20 protein-coding genes are annotated in these 19694 nt (G+C 65.6%); 8 read left to right on the top strand and 12 right to left on the bottom strand.

Features of this window, described 5'->3' with window-relative positions:
• Positions 1-69 precede the first annotated feature (69 nt).
• Together E2484_RS16175 and E2484_RS16180 are read right to left on the bottom strand one after the other, a co-directional pair.
• Positions 70-1317: an ABC transporter substrate-binding protein gene (locus tag E2484_RS16175; RefSeq protein ID WP_137286214.1), complete on the bottom strand. Its 1248-nt coding sequence runs from the start codon at positions 1315-1317 to the stop codon at positions 70-72.
• Between the two features lie 110 nt (positions 1318-1427).
• Positions 1428-4463, bottom strand: coding sequence for an FAD-binding and (Fe-S)-binding domain-containing protein (locus tag E2484_RS16180; RefSeq protein ID WP_137286215.1), 3036 nt, complete (start codon positions 4461-4463; stop codon positions 1428-1430).
• A gap of 224 nt (positions 4464-4687) precedes the next feature.
• Between E2484_RS16180 and E2484_RS16185 the strand changes: the two genes are divergently transcribed.
• Positions 4688-5422: a minichromosome maintenance protein MCM gene (locus tag E2484_RS16185; RefSeq protein ID WP_137286216.1), complete on the top strand. Its 735-nt coding sequence runs from the start codon at positions 4688-4690 to the stop codon at positions 5420-5422.
• A 102-nt stretch (positions 5423-5524) separates the two neighbouring features.
• On the top strand, positions 5525-5818 hold the full coding sequence (locus tag E2484_RS16190; RefSeq protein WP_137286217.1) for a PadR family transcriptional regulator: 294 nt from the start codon (positions 5525-5527) through the stop codon (positions 5816-5818).
• Positions 5819-5865: 47 nt separating this feature from the next.
• Here the strand turns inward: E2484_RS16190 and E2484_RS16195 are convergent, their stop codons facing one another.
• The 4 genes from E2484_RS16195 to E2484_RS16210 form a co-directional block, all read right to left on the bottom strand.
• Complete coding sequence (locus E2484_RS16195; protein WP_137286218.1) at positions 5866-6534, bottom strand: hypothetical protein; 669 nt, start codon at positions 6532-6534, stop codon at positions 5866-5868.
• A 105-nt stretch (positions 6535-6639) separates the two neighbouring features.
• Positions 6640-7029, bottom strand: a complete 390-nt coding sequence (locus E2484_RS16200; RefSeq protein ID WP_137286219.1) for a hypothetical protein — start codon at positions 7027-7029, stop codon at positions 6640-6642.
• 471 nt (positions 7030-7500) lie between these two features.
• The gene (locus tag E2484_RS16205; protein ID WP_137286220.1) at positions 7501-7893 is read right to left on the bottom strand and encodes a hypothetical protein; all 393 of its coding nucleotides are present in this window, start codon (positions 7891-7893) and stop codon (positions 7501-7503) included.
• Positions 7890-8780 carry a ParA family protein gene (locus E2484_RS16210; RefSeq protein ID WP_137286221.1) on the bottom strand — a complete coding sequence of 297 codons (891 nt, stop codon included), beginning with the start codon at positions 8778-8780 and terminating at the stop codon, positions 7890-7892. Before E2484_RS16210 ends, E2484_RS16205 begins: the two co-directional genes overlap by 4 nt.
• A 180-nt stretch (positions 8781-8960) precedes the next feature.
• Here E2484_RS16210 and E2484_RS16215 point away from each other — a divergent pair, with 180 nt between their 5' ends.
• From E2484_RS16215 to E2484_RS25090, 3 genes are all read left to right on the top strand, one after another.
• Positions 8961-9437: a DUF456 family protein gene (locus tag E2484_RS16215; RefSeq protein ID WP_137286222.1), complete on the top strand. Its 477-nt coding sequence runs from the start codon at positions 8961-8963 to the stop codon at positions 9435-9437.
• Positions 9438-9471: 34 nt separating this feature from the next.
• Positions 9472-10035: a DUF192 domain-containing protein gene (locus E2484_RS16220; RefSeq protein WP_137286223.1), complete on the top strand. Its 564-nt coding sequence runs from the start codon at positions 9472-9474 to the stop codon at positions 10033-10035.
• Positions 10036-10399: 364 nt separating this feature from the next.
• Positions 10400-10573 carry a hypothetical protein gene (locus E2484_RS25090; protein ID WP_170977384.1) on the top strand — a complete coding sequence of 58 codons (174 nt, stop codon included), beginning with the start codon at positions 10400-10402 and terminating at the stop codon, positions 10571-10573.
• A gap of 252 nt (positions 10574-10825) precedes the next feature.
• Here E2484_RS25090 and E2484_RS16225 read toward each other — a convergent pair whose 3' ends face one another.
• The gene (locus tag E2484_RS16225) at positions 10826-11389 is read right to left on the bottom strand and encodes a HalX domain-containing protein (protein ID WP_137286224.1); all 564 of its coding nucleotides are present in this window, start codon (positions 11387-11389) and stop codon (positions 10826-10828) included.
• Between the two features lie 361 nt (positions 11390-11750).
• On the opposite strand from E2484_RS16225, the gene E2484_RS16230 reads away from it, so the two are divergent.
• Positions 11751-12053: a hypothetical protein gene (locus E2484_RS16230; protein ID WP_137286225.1), complete on the top strand. Its 303-nt coding sequence runs from the start codon at positions 11751-11753 to the stop codon at positions 12051-12053.
• Positions 12054-12261: 208 nt separating this feature from the next.
• Here the strand turns inward: E2484_RS16230 and E2484_RS16235 are convergent, their stop codons facing one another.
• Positions 12262-13005: a hypothetical protein gene (locus E2484_RS16235; protein WP_137286226.1), complete on the bottom strand. Its 744-nt coding sequence runs from the start codon at positions 13003-13005 to the stop codon at positions 12262-12264.
• A 156-nt stretch (positions 13006-13161) separates the two neighbouring features.
• On the opposite strand from E2484_RS16235, the gene E2484_RS16240 reads away from it, so the two are divergent.
• Entirely contained in the window at positions 13162-13401 is a 240-nt protein-coding gene (locus E2484_RS16240; protein WP_137286227.1) for a hypothetical protein, read from the top strand.
• Here E2484_RS16240 and E2484_RS16245 read toward each other — a convergent pair whose 3' ends face one another.
• Together E2484_RS16245 and E2484_RS16250 are read right to left on the bottom strand one after the other, a co-directional pair.
• Positions 13402-14985, bottom strand: a complete 1584-nt coding sequence (locus tag E2484_RS16245; protein ID WP_137286228.1) for a protein kinase domain-containing protein — start codon at positions 14983-14985, stop codon at positions 13402-13404.
• Positions 14986-15354: 369 nt separating this feature from the next.
• A complete protein-coding gene (locus E2484_RS16250; protein ID WP_449272305.1) occupies positions 15355-15960 on the bottom strand; it encodes a DUF7504 family protein in 606 nt (201 codons plus the stop codon).
• 159 nt (positions 15961-16119) lie between these two features.
• On the opposite strand from E2484_RS16250, the gene E2484_RS16255 reads away from it, so the two are divergent.
• Positions 16120-16332 (top strand): hypothetical protein, encoded by a 213-nt coding sequence (locus E2484_RS16255; protein WP_137286230.1) that lies wholly within the window; start codon positions 16120-16122, stop codon positions 16330-16332.
• Here E2484_RS16255 and E2484_RS16260 read toward each other — a convergent pair.
• A complete protein-coding gene (locus E2484_RS16260; protein ID WP_137286231.1) occupies positions 16295-17581 on the bottom strand; it encodes a glycosyltransferase family 87 protein in 1287 nt (428 codons plus the stop codon). The two genes, E2484_RS16255 and E2484_RS16260, sit on opposite strands and share 38 nt — an antisense overlap.
• Positions 17582-17584: 3 nt before the next feature.
• Positions 17585-19360 (bottom strand): MutS-related protein, encoded by a 1776-nt coding sequence (locus tag E2484_RS16265; protein WP_137286232.1) that lies wholly within the window; start codon positions 19358-19360, stop codon positions 17585-17587.
• Between the last annotated feature and the right edge of the window lie 334 nt (positions 19361-19694).

Genomic DNA, 19694 nt, shown 5'->3' on the forward strand with positions numbered 1-19694 from the left:
CGGTCGGTCCGTGGGTTGGTGAGTCGTTGTAACGACATGGGAACGAAAGACAGCGACGTGAGAGGCCGCCTACGACGACGTGGTGGTCGTTCCACCACCTTGCGTCAGTTCGGACGCCGAGAACGTCTGAATCTCGGTCCACTCGCCGTTCTCGACGCGGACGACCGAGAACGGCCCGACGACGTTACCGTTCTCGTCGAAGTTCTGCGGGTTGGCCGCACCCTGATAGTCTATCTCGTTGCCGTTTTCCAGCGCCTGCTTGCCCTCGGGGAACGTAGTCACCTTCTGGCCGGGCGGTCCGCCCACGCTCCGGAGGTTCTGGGCGACCGCCTGCCGGGAGGCCTCGCCCGCCTTCTGGATGGCGAGTGCGATGAGGTTCATCGCGTCGTACGACGAGTCGCTGAAGGTTCCGGGTCGCTCGCCGTGGGCCTCCTCGTACTTCGAAGCGAACTGGTCGAACGCCGGGCCCGGGGCCGGGGCCTGTCCGAGCATTCCCTCCATCGTCTCTGCGCCCATCTGGTCGATGAAGTCCGGGGTTATCACGTCGTTACTCAACAGGAGCGGGATCTCGACGCCCAGTTCCCGGAAGTTCTGGATGAAGAGGCTGGTGACCTCGGTCGCCGCGGTCATCGAGATCACGTCGGGGTCGGAGTCCTGAATGCTGTTGATCTCGCTCCGATAGGAGTCGGCGTTGGGCGCGAGCGGAGTCTCGCCGACGACCTCCCCGCCCTGTGACTGGAAGAACTCGCCGACCGCGGCCGAGAAGCTCTGAGAGCCCTTGTCGTTCTTGAACGTCAGCGCCATGCGCTGCCACCCTTGCTCGGTGGCGTAGGCCCCCTGCGCCCGGCCGCCGATGCTGTCGCTCGGAACGGTCCGCCAGATGTACTCGCCGCCCACGTCGTCCAACTGGAGCGTACCCGCCATCGTGGAAATCAACGGGAGTTGGGCGTTCTGTGCCGGTTGGACGAGATTCGGCATCACCGTGCTGGACGGCCCGATGATGGCGACGACGCCCTGACTGTCGAGGGTCTGGAACCCCGAGAGTGCGGCCTGCGGGTTCGTCTCGCTGTCCTGTCGGTTGAGGCTGACCTGCCGACCGTCGAGCAGGCCCGCCTCGTTGATCTCCGAGAGCGCGACCGCGATGCCGTTCCGGGCGTTCGGGCCGATCCAGCCCAACCCGCCGCTGAAAGGCGCGAGGTGTCCCAGTAAGACGTCTTCCTGTCGTGCGCTTCCGAGGCCTGCGAGACCGACCGCGCTCGCCCCACCGGCGAGTCGTAGGAACCGACGCCGTCGTACCTCTGTGCCATTTCTTGACATACCCACTACCCCGTATAACGTAATGGTTAATAATGTTAATTAATTGCCCAGCGGGGTGGGGCTGTTTTTGAACATTTGGGCTGACAGTTCAACGCCGGAGGTCGGGAATATCACCGGTTCGATGGTTCGGGAAGCGCCGCCGCCAGTTTTTCCAACGGATGGGCCGGACGCCGGGCGTCGAGTTGCGACCGGCAGGACGCGCCGGGCGCGACCACCTCGTCGGCGTCGGCTTCCGAGATCTGGTCGCGCAGGACGTCTGCGATGGCCTGCGAGAGGTCGTAGTGTTCCTCGTGGTAGCCGAAGCTTCCGGCCATGCCACAGCATCCCGAATCGAGCGCGGCCACCTCGTAGCCCGCGCGGTCGAGAACTGCGGCGGCGTGGTCGGCAGTACCCAGCGCCTTCTGGTTGCAGTGGCCGTGGTACGCGAGTCGCCGGTCGGGCGCGTCGAAGTCGACGGCGTCGTCGCGCCGAGTCAGGTCGAGGTACTCGCAGACCCCGTAGGCGTTCTCGGCGAGCGCGTCGGTCCCGGTCGAATCGGGCAGGAGGTCGCGGTACTCGTCCTGCACCATCGCGGCGTCGGAGGGTTCGGGGTAGACCACCGACCAGCCCTCTCGGACCCGCGGCGCGAACCGGGCGACGTTCGACTCGGCGCGCTCGCGGGCGGTATCCAGGAACCCCTCGGAGTAAGCCGGGCGGCCGCTCGGGTCGGCGTCGGGTACTCCGACGTGGACTCCCGCGGCTTCGAGGACCTGCACCGCGGCCCGGCCCGTCGAGGGGTAGACGTAGTTGGTGTAGGTGTCCGGGACGAGCAGTACCCTGTCGACGGCCTCCGACTCCGGAACGCGGGGACCGCCGCGGGCCTCGAACCACGTCGCGAACGACTGGTCTGCGAACTCCGGCAGGTCGCGCTCGCGGGCGACTCCCAGCGTCTTCTCGGCGAGTAGGCCGGTTCCGGGGAGGTCGGCCAGCCAGTTCGAGACGGGCGCGAGCGCCGACCCGACTGCCGCGAGTCGGTCCACTTCGGCGAAGAGTCGTTCGCGCAGGCCAGCGCCCTCCTCCTCGTGATACCGGTGTTTGACCTCGGCTTTGAGTTTGGCGAGGTCCACGCCGGTCGGGCAGTCGCTCTTGCATCCCTTACAGCCCAGACAGAGGTCCAGCACCTCCTTCTGGAATCGTTCGGTGTAGATTTCGTCGGGCGGTAGCTCCCCGGAGATGGCGGCCCGGAGCACGTTGGCGCGGCCGCGGGTAGTCGCCATCTCCTCGTTCATCCCGCGGTAAGAGGGACACATCACCTCGGAGTCGGTCTGGCGGCAGGTACCGCACCCGTTGCAGAGTTCCACGAGGTGCGAGAACCCGCCCTCCTCGGAGAAGTCCTGCTCGATCGCGGGTTCGAGCGACGAGTAGGCCGGACCGTACCGCAGATTATCGCGCATGTCCGCGCCGACGCCGCGGTCGGAGTCGGCGTCGGGGCCGGTCGGACCGACGTCTTCGGGCGAGTCGCGGAACACGACCTTGCCGGGATTCAGCCGCCACGCGGGGTCGAAGGCGGTCTTGAGTCGTTTGAAGGCGTCCCAGAGTTCCGGGCCGTACATCTTCGGGTTGAACTGCGTCCGGGCGAGACCGTCGCCGTGTTCGCCCGAGAACGCCCCGTGGTGGTCCAGCACCAGCGAGGTCACGTCCTCGGCGATGGACTGCATCTTCTCGACGCCTTCGGTCTGTTTGAGGTTCAGGACAGGCCGGACGTGGAGGGTGCCGCTTCCGGCGTGAGCGAAGTAGGCCGCCGAGGTGTCGTGGGCGTCCAGCACGCCCTCGAACCCCCGGACGTACTCGGCCAACTCCTCGGGCGGCACCGAGGCGTCCTCGATGAAGGGGTAGGGTTTGGGGTCGCCCTCCATGCTCATCAACAGCGGGATGGCGGCCTTCCGGAGTTTCCAGAGTCGCGCCTGCTCTTCGTCGTCGTAGGCCTCCAGCACGTCGAAGGCCGCGCCCGCGTGGACGAACTCGGCGTTGGTCTCCGCGATCGCGCCCTCCAGGTCGTCGTGGACCTCCGAGTCGAACTCCAACATCAGCGCGGCCGCGGCGTCCTCCGGAATCGGGTCGGCGTAGCGGGCGTACTCGGTGGACTCCTGGGCGAGTCGAAACACCTGGTCGTCCATGAGTTCGACCGCGCTCGGGTCGTAGTCGAGCGCGACGGGGACGGCCTCCATCGCCGACACCAGGTCCGAGAAGCAGTAGAGCGCCACCGCGGTCTCGTCGGGTTTCGAGACCAGCGAGAGAGTCGCCTCCGTGACCACGCCCAGCGTCCCCTCCGCACCGACGAACAGGGCGGCGAGGTTTACGCATTCATTTCCGTTTTCGTTAACGTAAACGCACTTGTGGAGGTTGTAGCCCGACACCGACCGCTTGAGTTTCGGATACTTCTCGGCGATTTCCTCCTCGTTGTCCGCGACGAGGGACCGAACCGTCCGATAAACGTCGGCTTCACGGTCGTCCTTCGAGACGATTCGGTCCCACTCCGGGCTATCGAGTTCGACTTCGCGGGCGCGAATCCGGCTGCCGTCCGCGAGGACCGCTTCGACCGCCTCGACGTAAGCGTCGGTGATACCGTACCGGACCGAGTGCGCGCCGGTCGAGTTGTTGCCGATACCGCCACCCAACGTCGCGCGATTCGAGGACGCGGGGTCGGGCGCGAACTTCAGCCCCCATCGAGAGAGGTGGGCGTCGAGGTCGTCCTGCACGACGCCGGGTTGGACCGTCGCGCGTTCGGCATCCGGGTCTACGTCTAAGATCGCGTCCATGTGCCGGGTGAAGTCGAGGACAACGCAACCGGGACCGACGGCCTGGCCGGCCAGCGACGACCCCGCCCCGCGTGGCAGGACCGGCGCGTCGTGGTCGGCCGCGACTTCCATCGCGGCCTGCACGTCGGCCGCGTCGGTCGGGAAGACGACGCCCGCCGGACGGGCCTGATAGATGCTCCCGTCGGTGGCGTAGCAGATCTGGGTGTACTCGTCGAACCGGACTTCGCCCTCGCACGCCCGCCGGAGGTCGGCCGCGAGGGTGGCGTGAACCGGGTCGTCGGGAGCGTCGATACCGACCGACTCCCGGTAGCTCTCGAAGTCGGAACCGTCCGTGGGGGGAGAAGACATGCCAGGTAATGACACGCGAAAGTTCATAAATTGAGGGTGCAGTGGCGGGGTGTTCGACTGCGAACGCAACCATTTCCGCAAACGTATTCGGAAACAATTTCGTAAACGGAAACGGAAACGAACACAAAACGCCCGACGGTAGAGAGACCACAGGACCACGCTAAACCGACCGGGCGACCGGCAGGAGGCGTGTAACAAAGGCCGCCGCGACGGAACGGTCGCCCATGGCAGTCCGAAACGGTGATCTGGCCGAGAAGTGGTACGAGTACGTGTACCGCGACCGCGGCGAGTCGGTCCGCCAGTTCGTAGAGAACTACCCCGACGACCGCTCGCTGTCGGTCAGTTGCGACCGGTTCGGCCACGACTACCGATTCGTCCGGCCACTGCTGGCCAACCCCGACGAGGCGCTGCGGGCGGGGAAGGCCGCGCTCTCGCGCTTCCTCTCGACCGAGACCGACCGCGAGCTACAGGACGTCTACCTGCGAATCAGCGACCTCCCCGCCGAGAGCGAGGTCGCGCTGGCCGACCTGCGGGCGACCCACCTCAACTGTCTCCACACGACTCGCGGCGTCGTCGCCGACGCGGGGCCACTCCAGCCGAAAGTCGTTCGCGCGGCGTTCCGGTGCGCGAAGTGCGAGGCCGTCACGCGCCACGTCCCCCAACGCGGTCGAGAGTTCCGGGGGAACGCCAAGTGCCCGCGGTGTAACTCCGTGGGGTACCTCTCCTTCGAACCGGAGGCGAGCGAATACGTGGACGCCCAAGAAGTGCAGGTGCGGGACCCGTCTAGCTCCGAGAAGGTGCCGGTCCTGCTCGAACATGACCTGACTGGAACAGTGTCGGACGGTGACGAATTGCGACTCGTTGGCATCCCGCGAGCGAGTCGGACCGACGGCTCTGCGGTGGCCGACATGTGGGTCGAATCGGTGAGTATGGAATGCTTAACGGACTCGAACCGATAACGTCGGTCGATTTTCCCATCCTTCGGCCGTGACAGTTCCGTGACTTCGAAACGGCCAACATCCTTTTCCCGATACGAAGATTTCAGTCTAAAAGGGGAGACGATGTACGACCTGACAGGCTTCCAGAGAGACTTGCTATACGTCATCGCGGGGTTGGACGAGCCGCACGGCCTCGCCATCAAAGACGAACTCGAATCGTACTACGAAAAAGAGATTCACCACGGCCGACTCTACCCGAACCTCGATACCTTGGTGGACAAGGGCTTCGTGGAGAAGGGCCAGCGCGACCGCCGAACCAACTACTACACCCTGACTCGCCGCGGCACCCGCGAAATCGAGGCCCGGCGCGAGTGGGAGTCCCAGTACGTGGACCTACCGCAGGAAGCGACCGCGTAATCGGATTCGAGGAGCGCGATTCGGACCCGTGAAACGAGACTCCTAACTCAGGGGTGAGAGGGAGCGAGCGTCGCGCCGACGACCGCCGCGTCGAGCGACTGCACCCACCGCAACACGGCGCTGGAGGGGTTGACGACGTACTCGTCGCCCGACTCTTCGACCACTCCGAGTTCTACTAACTTCTCGACGTGAATCCAGACTCGCTTGCGCGAGACGCCGGTCAACAGATGTACGTCCTCTTGAGTGAGCGACTCGCCCGGGTCGGCCTCCAACAGCGCGTCGAGCATCAGCCGTACCGATTCGAGTCGCGCGAGGCACTCCAATCCCGTCTCGTCGTCGGGCGCGTCGGTCGCCTCGACCGCGGCCGAGAGTTCTCCCGCCGCGTGGTAGACTATCGCGTAGTCGTTGATCCGATACGCGCCTTCGTCGGCGACGACCACGCCGAGCGAGATGAGCGCCTCGATGGCCTCCTCGACGGCAGTTTCGGAGCAGTCCGAGCGCGACGCGAGGTCGTCCACCCCGTAGCGAGCGTCGGAATCGGCGTCGAGCAACGCGTCGAGGAGCGTCCGAATCGACTCCTCGCCAGTCAGCCAGAGCCACCCGCTCGGGTAGCTCCGCCGGGCCTCGGCCGGGTTGCCGCCCTCGGCGAGGTCCCACATCTCCTCTTCGGTGTGGCTCGTTCGTAACTGGGCGTCGTCGGTCGTGGGGAGGGACATTACGTTTGGGGTGTCCCGGACGCGATAAAAAGCTACCGCGCTCGTGGGACGGTGCGACGGTAATGATCGAAGAGTCACTACGGCGGTGACCAACCGGGGAAACCGTCACTCCGGCCGAGTCGTCTCGCAATCGACGCGCCACCCGCACTCGCCGGCCTCGGAGAGTCGAGAGTACATCCCGCGCAGGGCCTCAGCGGACGTCTCCGGCAGGACGTGGAACTCCACGCTCCCGGAGCGAATCACGACCCGGAACGCGGTCGAGTGACGTTCGTCGTGGACTAGGTACACCGGGGCGGGAAGTTCGAACCAGTCGCCGTAGGTGTACCGGTCGCCGTCCAAGACGCTCTCGACGAGCGTGGCTAACTCTCGCTCGGGTACCTCTGGGTCGGGCGAAAGCCGGAAGACGGTGCCGCCCTCGTACTCCACGCCGCCGCCGCGCGGATAGACGCGTTCGGGTCGGCACGGGATGTCGAACGTCGGCGCGTCGTCGCTCACGAACCACGGTACGTCGCCATCGCTTATCAATCTCTGCGTCGGCTGTCAGAATAGATATTATTCTCGGCGACGTTCGATTTCGAAAACGAAAACGTTTACGTTAGCGTTTATGTATGCGCCCGCGTCGATGTACCCCGAATTGCAGACAGTCCGAAGACGGAACGTCCGGTCTAGCCCCGATTCGATACGTTTTTAGATGCGTTTTCGGGTGCGTTTACGTCGCCGTTTTCGAATGCGATTGCGGATTCGAATACGTTCACATTCCAGAGCGAAAAACCGCGACGACCGATGGGGAACGGGGGAAGACGGACCGAAACAGATGGTGATTCGTGGCGAACACGGAAGCGATACCGGAGACGTGTTCGTTTTCGAAAACGGAAACGAAAACGTAACGTAGTTCGTAAATGTGAGCGCAAACGCTATCGGAAACGGAATAGGAAACGATGTATAAAGCGCCAACAATTCGGGTTTTCAGACGTTGCGGCGGGCGTATTCTCCCGAAGCCTCTGCGAGCAAGTCGAGGTACTCCGGCGCGGCCTCTCGGAGTCCGAGACGGACCGCGAGCCGGACGATTTCGCTCCGGTCGAGCGCGTCTCGGTCGATGTCGCGGCCCAGTGCCTCCTGAAGCGACGTACCGACGGCTTCGAGGTCCTCCTCGCGGTCGGCCAGGGTGGTCAAGAGAGCAGTCACCGACTCGTCGCGGGCCGCGAACGTCTTGGCCTGCTCGCCCGAGTCGATGGCTTCGAGTGCGTCCACCAGGTCCTCCACCAGGTCGTCGGTCTCCTCGTCGCCAGCGGCTGGTTCGGCGAGGCGGTCGGTTCGCTGGGTCTGCTGGCGGAGTTCTTCGAGGTCGGGGTCGCTCACGCCGACTCACCCCCTGCGGTGGCCGCGGGTTCGGTCCGCTCCAGTCGCTCGGCGAGTGTCTCGGCGTTCTCTAGGAATGCTTCGCGTGCGCGAAGGGCCGTCGTCGACGGTTCTTCGAGTGCGAACGCGGTCCGGCCCGACTCGGCGGCGTTCCGGATGTCCTGACTGACGGGAACGTGAGACGACACGAACGCCTCGGGGTACGCCTCCTCGAAGGCGTCGAGGTACTCCTCGGCGAGTTTCGTCCGGGTGTCGACCTTGTTCGGGAGGACCATGGCGAGTTCCACGTCCACGTCGAAGTTAGCGCCGATCTTGTCGAGGTCCGCGCGAAGGGCCTCCGCCTGTTCGGACTCGAACGGCCCCATCTCGACCGGCGCGATGACGTTCCGGGCGGCCCAGAGACCGTTGTAACTGACGTTGTTCGTCAGACCCGGAAGGTCGATGAGGATGGCGTCGTAACCCAGCGGCTCGATGTACTCGTCGAGGAACGAATCGAGTCGGGAGTAGCGGTCCTGCGCGTCGTCGATGTTTCCCAGTTCGGCGTCGAGGCTGTCGAGACCAGGGTGGGCCGGAATCAGGTCCACCCCTTCGTCGGTTTCGAGGATGAGTCCGTCGACCGCCGCATCGCCCAACTTCTCGGCGATGGCACTCCACTGGTCCTGAAAGACCGTGGAGATGTTCGGCCAGTCGTCGTCCGATTCGATCTGGCTCTCGACGGTCTCCCACCGACCGAAGTGCTTCACGAGGTCGCCCTGTTTACCCGCGAGGTCGATGAGCAACACGTCCTTTCCCTGTTCGGCGAGCGCCACCCCGAGGTGTGCCGCCGTGGTCGTTTTGCCCGTACCACCCTTGTCGAGGAAGGTACAGGCCCGGATGGACCGAGACATGATTTGCGTTTGCGCAAACGCAAACGTCGTACTTAATCCTTCGTCAGACACGTGTGGCGGAAACAACATTTACGGTATCGTTTACGTATGCGTTTTCGCTAACGTATCCGACATCGGACATAGGAACGTCGACGCTGTCGAGCCAGAACCGCTAACGGACTACGAGTCGAAGATATCGCCATGGAGCCGATGTTCCTCGTCGCGGTGGCGATATTGCTCGCGGGCGTCGTCGGGAGCGTGGTGCCCCTGGTTCCCGGGGCGGGTCTGTCACTGCTCGGAATTTATCTCTACTGGTGGTCCACCGGGTACGCGACCCCCGGGACGTTGGCGTTGGTCGCGTTCACGCTCGTCGGCCTCGCCGCAATCGTCACCGACCAGTTCGGCGGGGCACTCGCCGCAGGTGCGGGCGGCGCATCGACGAAGACGGTGGTGCTGGCGACCGTGGTCAGCATTCCGCTCCTGTTCGTCGCCGGGCCGGTCGGACTCGTCCTCGGCGTCGCGGCCGCGGTGTTCGCGGCCGAGTTCTACCGGACCCAGAGCGCAGGACGTGGCGCACGGGCCGGGGCCTTCGCCGCGGTCGGCGTCCTCGGTTCGGCCGTCGTGCAGTTGGTCGTCACGCTCTCGCTACTCGTGGGATTCGTCCTCGTCGCGCTCTAACCTTTTTGTCCGACCGCGAAGTAGTAGCGGTAGCATGAGAGCGTACGCCGTACTTCTCGTCGGAGTGATGGTCCTGCTCGGGGGCTGTATCGGTGGAGTGGGTGGAATCGGGCAGGGAGGGGACGAAACGACGACTGCGGGCGATGCGGCCCAAGAGACCGAAGCCCCGCCGACGACTACGGACGTAGAGCGAGTCGTCAACGCGACGTTCGTGGTCGAGGACGGGGAGAACGTCACGGTAGAGCTCAGAGTCGCCGACGAGCCAGAAGAGCGCCGTACGGGGTTGATGTACCGCGAATCGCTCGCCAACAATAGCGGGATGATCTTCGTCTATCCGAACCCCCAGCAGGTATCGTTCTGGATGAAGAACACGAAGGTTCCGCTGGACATGATATTCGTCGGTCCCGACCGCACCGTGCTGAACGTCCAGCACGCCAACCCGCAACCGAACGCGTCGTCGGACGATCTGAAGACGTATCCGAGCGACGGCGAGGCGAAGTACGTGGTCGAACTTCCGCGCGGATTCGCCAACCGGACCGGCGTCGGGCCTGGGACGAAACTCGTGTTCGAGGGCCCCGCGCCGACCGCGGACGAGTAACCGGTCTAGCCGGGAACACAAAGCATATATGGGGAGCGTGTGACCCAAAATACACCTCGGGTAGGGGTACACGAGGTATATTCTTTCGACGCAACCGGATAGCCGCGAGTATTCGATTTCAGGCGAGCGTTTGCGTTTGCGGAAACGAAAACGCAAACAGGGAGATTTCCCGACGAGCGGAGATGGAGTTCCGTAGCCGAGTGAATCGGACGGCCCACTACCGACGAAGGTGACGGACGACGAGGTAGACGGAGCGCTCCCGAAGCCCCGCACCCACGCGTTCGGCACTAAAGTACCGGTCGAAGAGGTCGATTCGGGACCTCACGGACGACGCGACTACGCCGGTGGCCGAGGATACGACCGAGTGACCGAGGCGGTCAGAATCGACTGGTTCGGGAACGATATCGTAAACGTAAACGAAAACGGAAATGGAAGCGGTATCTGGAACGGTAACGGAATCGGAATCGAGGTCGTCGAAGAACTATTCGACGACCGGTCCCCGCACGAGTGGCGACCACCGCGGAGACCCACTCTGTAAAAACGTTCACTATCAGCCGATGGCGCATCTGGAAGCGGACGGAACAGGGTCGGAGACTCCGATAGAATTCTTATACCGAAGGAAGCAGTGAAGCGAACGTCTGAGGCGACCACTGGGTCGAATACATGAATTGCATCTTGGTTTATCGACTCGGCTTCCTCGTTCGAGTAGAGAACGGCCTCGACCAACTTCACCGCTCTCCCGAAAAGAGCTGAGGATATCGGTGAAGGAGAAGCGTCGAGAATCTCGGGCTCAGAGGTCCCGAAACGCACCCACGAAGTCGTCGTGGTCGTCCAGTTCGTCGCGAGTGTCGCCTACCTCGGTCCGAAGTTCTTCGATTTCGCCACGCAGTTGCGCGTACTCGTCGCTCGCTTCGAGCGTGTCGGGGTCCTTCTCGGCTTCGAGGACCGCCTTCTTCGAGACGAGCGAGTAGTAGTCCTGGAGTTGTGCGCCGTAATCGACGCGGGTGAGCATCTGTTCGACGATCTCGTGAAGATCGTCCTTCGACACCGGCTTGACGAGATAATCGTCGAAACCCATCTCCAGGATATCGAAGTCGGGTTTGACCGCAGTCACCATGACGACGCGGCAGTCGAGATCGCGGGCACGAATCTGTTCGAGCACCTCGTCGCCGGACTGGCCGGGCATCCGACGGTCGAGAAGGACGACGTCTACGGTCTCGTCGAGGACGTCCAGCGCCTCGTCGCCTTCGTAGGCACTCCGCACGCGATAGTCGTTCTGCAACCACATCGCGTAAAGGTCGGCAACGTCTTGCTCGTCGTCGACGACGAGAACGGTCGATTGGTCGGGAGACATGGTCGTGTCAGGCGCAACTCGAATAAGCTCTGGTTACTGACTGAATCATGCGACAAGATGGACTTATATCTTGTGGTTACGGGAACGGAATGATTCTGCAAGACGTGACGGTGTTCTGCTGTCGGCCGTTCAAGTCGCGTTTCCCACACGGAATCGAACGTTACGTGCCCTCACGCCGTCCGGACGCCGTAACGATTGCGCCGACGTCACGCGGATACTGCTCGACGGCGTAGCAGTCCCCGCGTGAGCGCAGAGCCGTGATAGTCGCCGAGTCAAGATGTCTACAATTTTTCTTCGATATTTTTACCGCAACAACTAAGTTGGTGTGACGACTACCTACGATTGGCTATGTCGAAGACCAGTGATCGCTTTTGCCACGGGCAGTGAACCCGAAGGAACGCCGGAGCAACGGTTCGAACGACTTCTAGAACTCCCACCGAGCGCGAAACTCGTCTACAAAGTCCTGGAGCAGGAGGACGAACCGCTGACGCAGAGCCAGATTCGTGAACAGGCGCTCCTCCCTGCACGAACGACACGTGACGCGTTGACTAAACTCGAAGGCGAAGGGCTCGTAGAAGAACAGATGTACGTTCCCGACGCGCGCAAACGGTTGTACGCGCCACAGTCCATCGCAATCCCCGAAGACGCGGAATTGACCGCGTAGTTTCCCCGAAGGGATTTAAAGAGGTGATATACCATGCAGTACACCTATGGACGTACCGGACGCCCGTAGGAACGCCTGCAGGGGTCCCGCGCCCCGGCGTCGCAGGCAAGGGAGTCGTAGATAAACTGTGCCTCTGACAACCGGGGCGGTCCTCGCCGCCCTGATTCACTAACTCGATAGCGACTGTTCTAAGTCGTCGTTTCCACAGTTACGCGACCGACAGGCCCTCTACGTTCTGCTGAAGTCGGATGGTCGCAGTGATGAGGAACCCGGCGACGAGGACGACGAAGACGTTCTCGACGGCCTGCACGACGACGGGGGTGACTCCCACGGCCACGCCGAGGTCCGCGAAGCCGAGACCACCCAGACAGACCAGCACCGGCAGGAGGTGTCGCCGGAGCGTGTCGAGACTCGTCCCGCGAGCCATCGACTCCAACTTCTCGGCGAACACCACGCCGTAGGCCGCGAACGCCACGCTCCCGAGACCCTTGACGAACTGGGCGACGACCGACTGGTCGATGAGCAGGACCGCGACCCACTCCACGAGGATGACGACGACGAACCCAGCTTCGACTCGTCTGAGGATTTCGAGCGAGAACCGCTGGTCGTCGGGCTCGGGGGCCAACGCGGAGTCGTAGTACACCTCCCGCATCGAGAACGCGAGGAAGACGATGCAGAAGAGCAAGGCCCCGTCGCCGAACGCGGTCAGCGTACGGGACCGGACGACCGTACCCGCGACTCCGAGCAGGCCGTAGAGTCCGGCGCTCGTCCCGACTAGCGCGAGGTAGCGCCAGAACGGTCGCTGGGACTCCAATCGGTTGAGTCGGAGGTTCTGAACCGCGTAGAAGCCGAAAATCGTGGCCGCCATCGTGACGAGAACCGACCCGAGGAAGTGGACGGCCGCTGCGCTGGCGTCCCCGGAGGCGTGGACGGTGAGCGGGGCGAACGCCATGTTCTGTTCCCGGGATTTCGCCGAGCGTACTTAAATTGGTGCGCTATCCGACCGCGGAACGGGGAGAGACGTTCCGCTCGCGTCGGTCGGACACCCCCTCGAACTACTTTCACGTACGCCGGGGCTTTGAAGCCACTCGCTCCCGTCTAGTCCGACGTGCACTCCCACGACCCGGACGAGACGCCCTGCCCGGTCTGTGGCAAAGCCTACGACCAGCGCGTCGTCGTGGAGCGCGGCGACCGATGGGCCGACGTGTTCGGCGGGCCGCCGTTCTCCGCGCTGACGAAGTACGCCCGGCGGTGCGCGAGTCGCTACGACGCGGAGGACGAGCGCACTCGCGGCGAGGGCGAGCGCGTGGTCTACTTCCACGACGACGGCCCGGCGGGCGGACGATAGCTACAACTCGTAAGACAGCGATAGGTCCTGGGCGACGACCTCCAACTCCCGCAGGAAGTCCTCGGCGGTCTCGAATCGTGCAGTCTTCTCGGTTCTCAGTGCCCGCTCGACCAACCGGTCTACCGCCTCGGGCACGCGCTCGACGTGTGCGCTCGGCGGTGCGGGGTCCTCGTGGCGGACCTTCCGGGCGATTGCGGCAGTGTCCCCGGCGAACGGCGGTCGTCCGGCGAAGAGAGCGTAACAGAGCGCGCCGAGTTGGTACACGTCGGTCGAGTGGTCCGGACGACCGAACTCCTCGGGCGCGAACTGCTCTGGCGCAGCGTAGGCGGGCGGAACCGGTGGGGTGTTCATCTCCGCGAGCAGGTCGCCGAACGACCAGTCGCCGACCTTCGGGACCGACCACGCGCCGAACGTGCGCGAGAGACCGACCGCGCCCGGCCGGAGCGCGCCGTGGACGACGCCTCGGGCGTGGGCGTGACGGACCGCCGTGGCGAGGCAGTGGGCGTACCACACCGCGCGGTCGAACCCGACCGACCCGATGGCGTCTCGGAGGCTTCCGCCGTCCATGAACTCGGTGGCGAACCACGGCCGGGGATTTGTCCCGCGCGCGAGTACGGGCGCGACGTGGGCGCGGTCGTCAGCGCCCGCCCACGCCCGGAGCGCGGTCTCGACGCGCGCCGGGTCCACTCCACTGCCGGACCGGAGCGTCCGGAGGACGACTACGACGTGCTGGCCGCCCTCGCTCGACGACGGCGCGCGGACCTTCGCGGCGGTCGTCAGCGGGCCGTCGCCGAGGTCCGCGAGGAAGTCGAAGTCCCGACGGTCGGCCTCGACGTCCGGCACTGCGGGAATCCGGTCCGGCGGGCCGAGCGACTGGTCGGTATCGGCGTCGGTCTCGCCGTCGCCCACCGGCGACTCGTCCGACGACGAGTCGCCTCGAATCCTGACGGGTCGGCCGTCGCCCGACTCGTCGGTCACCGCGACCACGCCGGCGCCTCCGCGCAGAATCTCGGCGATGTCGGGCGTGGCTTCGATGGTCTCGGGAAAGCCGTCCTCGTCGAGTCGTGCGACGAGGTTGCGGAGCGTCTCGGCGGCGACTCGGCGCACGAGTCCGTCACCCTCACGTACCAGGTGGGCGAGTTCGCTCAGCGCGGGTTCGGCGGCGTTGGGATACTCTCGGGCCACGTCCGCGAGCGCGAGGACGCTGTTCTCTCTGACCAGCGGGTCGTCGTCGGTCAGACCCGCGGTGACCTCCGAGAGCGCGGCGTGAGCGCGATGCGGGTCTTCGTCGGCGACGGTCGCCACGGCCCACGAGGCACCCCGGCGGACCCACTGGTCGTCGTCGTCCAACAGCGGCGCGAGTGCGGACTCAACCGGGAGTCGGCGCGAGCGGTCGGGGTCGTCGGCCGCGAGTTCCGCGAGCGTCCACACCGCCTCGGCGCGTTCCTCGGAGTCGGCGGCGGCGAGTCCCGCTACGGCGGCGTCCACGTCGTCGTCCTCCCGGCCCCACCGCTCGCGGGCCTCCTCGCGGAGTCGTTCGGCCCGCTCGCGGTCGCGTGCGGCGTCTCGCTCGCGTCCGTCCATCGGTTCGTCCGGTGACGCGCCGGTCTGATAAGTGTTCCTTCACCGGCTGTCCGTCGTGGTCAGAAGGAGAGCAACGGTCGTCGGAATCGGAGCGACGTAGGTCTCGAACGCTCGCGCGCTCGCTACGCATCGGAGCAATCGACCGCAACGACGGAACGACCGGAGCGAAGACCGGGTGGAAAGCCCTCACGTGTAGTTTGGAGTCAGCAAACATCGTCAGTCTCGCGGCCGAACGTTCGCCAGGCCGCTCGTGAGTTCGGAAACGAAGGTTGTTGTTAAAGAAACGTATATATTGTTCTAACATATAGAGACGTATGTGAGATCCGATCGCCGGTCGAAAACGAGTCGCGCCGAGCGCACGTCGAACGGTCAGGCCTCGCGCGAGGCGTCGAGGTCCACGACGGCGTCCGCGAGTTCGCGGACGACCGACAGCGACCGGTGGTCGTGGGCCGAGGGGTCCAGCAGGTAGTACCCCCGGCCGTCCACGCTCTCGACCCGGCCCGCGAGGACGTGGAGGAACGCGAACGTCCGGTCGAGAGCGACCGACTCCAGCATGGCCGTCAGCGAGTCGAGGTAGACCACCGTCTCGCGGCCGTTGCCGTCCCACGTTTCGAGGTACTCGCTCGCGCCGACGCCGACGCGTGCGAGGTCGGTCGGGTCCGAGACCGCCTTCACGACCGGCGAAGTGTCGGCGGGCGACGACGGAACGGAAGTCGTCGCCGACGCGGCCGACCTCGCGCCGGCGGCCGAGCGCGTCGCGTCGCCGACGTGGACGAAACCGACCTCCGACGGCATGTCGCCGACGCTCCGTCGCCAGTCTCGAAGCCACGCGTCGAGATTTTCGCGGTAGGTGACGACGAGTAGATTCGTCTCGGCGGGCCGAGGGAGCACATTGAGCGCCTCCGGAGTCGCACCGTCGGGCGGCGAAGACCGCTTCAGCAAAGTGTTGGAAGGCGGAGATTGTGAACGGGACACACCCAAAAGTGTTCGTCCAGAAACTTAAAATTTAATGAAGCGGGCGTACTCGGGGCCGTGAGTCCGGAACGGCGTCACCGAGGGGAACCCGGGGCCCTCCGCGGTCCGACAGGTCGCAAAACCTAACACCGATGCGTACATCGGGTCGGTCAACGTCACATGGGTCTCGGTCCACGTCAGTGGCAGTGCAAGGACTGCGGGCGAAAACACCGCACCGACCGCAAGCAGTGCGTCGAATGCGGATACAGCGTGCTGAAACCGGTGGACAACGAGAAGCGACTGGACCGACTCTCGTCCGCGATGCTGGCGCTCCTCCCCGCCATCTTGGCCGTTCTCACGATGGGGTTGATCGCGGTAGTACTGTTCTTCTGACGTAGACGACGCAGCCGCCGAGCATCAGCACGACTCCGTACAGCGGCGGGGTCGCCAGCGTGAACGCGGGGGTCAGCACCGCGAGGACGCCATCGGGAATCGGCGTCGCACCGACCAGCGCCCGGACGTTGGCGAGCGTCAGGCCGAAGTTCGCCACGAACGCGCCCGCGACGAACAGTTTCCGGGCCGGGCCGCGCTCCAGCAGGTAGAGCAGCGGAACCATCGGAAAGAGCAGGTAGACGACGTAGAGCAGGAGGGAGGGGAACCCGATTACGATCGCGGCCATCGTGGCGAAGATGGCGACCAGTCGCTCGACCGGCCCCGAAACTCGTCGATAGCAGTAACCGACCACGGGCGCGAGCAGGAGGAACGCCAGCGGACCGTAGAGCGAGGGGTCGAGTCCGGGCAACAGCACCGAGAGCGGTCGCCGCAGCGTGACGAGGGTCGCGCCCGGCGCGAGTCCGCCCGCGAACTCGGCGCTCGACAGGCGCGGAGCGACCGCGACCCGGAGGTAGGTCAGGTGGCTCTCGACGCCGAAGGTGGCCACGCCGAGCGCGAACAGGCCGACGCCGGTCGCGGTCGCGGCCGCGACCGTGCGCCACGCGCGCCTGCGAAGGAACCAGACCCCCACCGCGGCCGGGAAGAGTTTGACGACCGCCGGGAGCGCGACGGCCACGCCTGCACGGGATTCGCTTCCGTCGTCCAGCCACCGGAACCCGGCGTCCAGCGCGAGCAAGAGGAAGAAGTTGGTCTCGCCGTAGAGCAGGGTGGACGCCGAGTGGAGCGAGAGCAGGGTGAACGCGGCGATTAACCCCCGGTCGAGCCACGGCAGGGAGTCGCGGTACCGTTCGACGTAGTCCACGAGCAGGACCGCCACGCCGAGCGCCGCGGCCGCGTTGAGCAGGGTGAACGCGGCGAACGCACCGCGCCAGCTATCGAACAGCGCCAGCGGGAGGAAGACCGGAAGCGTGACCGGCGGGTAGACGTAGCCGTAGGTCGGATGCGCGGGCGGCGAGGCCGCGTAGAAGTCCGCGCCCGCGAGCGCGGCCTCCGCCGCGAAGTAGTAGACTTGCAGGTCCATGCCGACCCTGCTCGGGTGGCGCGCGACGGTGGCGGCGATGCCGACGACGCCGAGCAGGACGCCAACGGCGAGGACGAGGCGGGCGTCGGTGGGGTTGGGAGGTGCACGAGAGTCTGGAGAGTTGCGAGGCGCGCGAGCGTCGGTGGGGTCCCGGGGCGCGTCGACCACGGTTCAGTCGTCCGCGCTCGCTTCGGGCGACCAGTCGTCCAGGGTGCGCTGGACCGCCTCCTCGCCGACCGCTCGGGCGAGCGTCTCGAAGCCTGCGCGCTCCGTGCGGTCGTCCGCGCCCGCGAGCAGGCGCGAGACGATGAACTCGGGCGTGGACTTGCCGACCGTGCCGAAGCGGGGTTGGTAGTCCACTTCGAGTTCGAGGTCGTCGTCCAGACCCTCGGCGAAGATGCCGTCCTTCCGGGCCTTCTCGGGCAGGGGCTTGAGGTCGTCGGCGAGGTGGGTGACGAACACGCCGAGTGCGCCGCGGTCCACGGTGAGTCGCACGAGTCCGTGGAGCAGGTCGGCCGCGCTTCCCGGTTCGGTGATGGCCTCGAACTCGTCTACCAGCATCAGGGTGTTCGCCCCGTCGGTCAGCGGCGGGACGATGCTCCGGAGCGTCGATTCCAGCACCCCGGCGTTGAAACTCGCGTGCCTGCGGTGGAACACGATGTCCTCGGAGATGGAGAGTTCGGCGCGCTCGGCGGGTACCGGAAGCCCCATCTGGGCGAGCAGGGCGACCTGACACATGGTTTCGAGCAGGGTCGTCTTCCCGCCGGAGTTCGCGCCGGTCAGCACCGACACCCGGTCGCCGTCCGGCGGAGCGGGGGCTTCGGACGCCGACTCGCCCGACAGGTCGTGGCCGCCCACGGCGTAGGTGATGGGCTGGACCGACTCCTCGCTCGCTTCGATGGAGACGTTCCGGGCGTTCCGGACGGCGAAGCCCTCCTCGGTGAACGCGGGCCGAGTGAGGTCGAAGTCGTGGGCGAACCGGGCCAGCGAGAGGTGGAAGGCGAGGTCCGAGACGGCCGCTTTCGCGGCGTCGATGGCATCTCGAGTCTCGGCGATGCGGCCCCGCAACCGGCGGGCGACCGACCGTTCGCGCTCCTCGACGGCCTCGCGGAGGTCCGCGGTGAGGTCCCGAAGCGTGGCCGTCACGAAGTCGGTGGCGTCCACGGCGTCGTCGGGCGTGGCGTCGCGGATGCGCTGGAATCCGGCGTCGGTCTCGCTGGCCACGTAGTCCACGACGACCTCGCCGAACTCCGCACCGGCGCGGGCCTCCTCGCGTATCTCCTCCATCGCGTCGAGCGAGTCGGCCGAGAGGGCCTCGACGCTCGAAAGCGAGTCGCGAAGGTCGTCGAGTTCCTCGTCCACGCCGCGAGCCACGTTCCCACCGTCGAGGTCGCTCAGGGCCGACGCCGCGGCTTCGAGGTCGGCGCGGTCGATGTCGGCCACGCGCGAGAACGCGCCGTCGGACAGTCCGGCCTCGCGGAGCGCGAGGACGGTCCGGACCGCGGCCTCCTCGTCGCCGATGCGCTCGTCCTCGGCGAACTCCTCGAACGCCGACAGGACTCGCTCGCGGGTTTCGGTATCGAGTCCGTCCCACGATTCCGTCGCGTCCATCACGGCGTCGAGGCGCTCGTCGGCCGCTTCGCGCTCCATCAGCGGCGTCAGCACCCGGATACGGTCGGCCGCGTCCTCGGTCACGGCGTAGTCGCTGGCCACGCCGAGCAGTTCCTTGTAGACGGCGCGGGTGTCGCGGGTCGCCAGCACCGACATGCCTTCGCCGCCGTTGGCCCGCCGGAGGATTCGGGTCGCGCGCCCGCGGGACAACCCCGCCGAGACGAGCGCCCGGACCTCGCCGGACTCGATGGCGTCTACCGCGCGCTCGGTGCCCAACTCGGCTTCGAGGCGCTCGCGCGTCTTGGGTCCGACTCCCCAGTACTCCTCCAGTCGCATATCCGAGACGTGAGGCCCACGGCTCTTAATGGTTGTACAAGGCGACGGCGGAACCCCACGCACGGAATCTCGGCAGTTTCGGAAGTATTTTCATTTCTTTAGAAGATAAAAATAGTTGTTAGATATAGATTTTCCGTTCTACTCCGGCGCGCGCTGGCGTCGTCGTGCCATCGGTGCGCTCGCTCGGCGGAGCGCGCCTCCGACGGTGGACGGCGGCCGCGGACGTGGCCGCCGATGGGGAGGGTGAGGCTCACGGTCGGGGGTGCGGTGCCGTGCGGTGTCGTTCGGGGCGGAGTCGTCGAGGTGTATGTCCGCGGGCGTCGCAGTACAGTCA

Source organism: Halorussus salinisoli, from assembly GCA_005239435.1.
Taxonomy (GTDB): domain Archaea; phylum Halobacteriota; class Halobacteria; order Halobacteriales; family Haladaptataceae; genus Halorussus; species Halorussus salinisoli.

Coding starts and splice junctions, on each gene's coding strand:
- E2484_RS16175 (WP_137286214.1), bottom strand. CDS start 1,317: ATGTCAAGAAATGGCACAGAGGTACGACGGCGTCGGTTCCTACGACTC.
- E2484_RS16180 (WP_137286215.1), bottom strand. CDS start 4,463: ATGTCTTCTCCCCCCACGGACGGTTCCGACTTCGAGAGCTACCGGGAG.
- E2484_RS16185 (WP_137286216.1), top strand. CDS start 4,688: ATGGCAGTCCGAAACGGTGATCTGGCCGAGAAGTGGTACGAGTACGTG.
- E2484_RS16190 (WP_137286217.1), top strand. CDS start 5,525: ATGTACGACCTGACAGGCTTCCAGAGAGACTTGCTATACGTCATCGCG.
- E2484_RS16195 (WP_137286218.1), bottom strand. CDS start 6,534: ATGTCCCTCCCCACGACCGACGACGCCCAGTTACGAACGAGCCACACC.
- E2484_RS16210 (WP_137286221.1), bottom strand. CDS start 8,780: ATGTCTCGGTCCATCCGGGCCTGTACCTTCCTCGACAAGGGTGGTACG.
- E2484_RS16215 (WP_137286222.1), top strand. CDS start 8,961: ATGGAGCCGATGTTCCTCGTCGCGGTGGCGATATTGCTCGCGGGCGTC.
- E2484_RS16220 (WP_137286223.1), top strand. CDS start 9,472: ATGAGAGCGTACGCCGTACTTCTCGTCGGAGTGATGGTCCTGCTCGGG.
- E2484_RS16225 (WP_137286224.1), bottom strand. CDS start 11,389: ATGTCTCCCGACCAATCGACCGTTCTCGTCGTCGACGACGAGCAAGAC.
- E2484_RS16235 (WP_137286226.1), bottom strand. CDS start 13,005: ATGGCGTTCGCCCCGCTCACCGTCCACGCCTCCGGGGACGCCAGCGCA.
- E2484_RS16245 (WP_137286228.1), bottom strand. CDS start 14,985: ATGGACGGACGCGAGCGAGACGCCGCACGCGACCGCGAGCGGGCCGAA.
- E2484_RS16255 (WP_137286230.1), top strand. CDS start 16,120: ATGGGTCTCGGTCCACGTCAGTGGCAGTGCAAGGACTGCGGGCGAAAA.
- E2484_RS16265 (WP_137286232.1), bottom strand. CDS start 19,360: ATGCGACTGGAGGAGTACTGGGGAGTCGGACCCAAGACGCGCGAGCGC.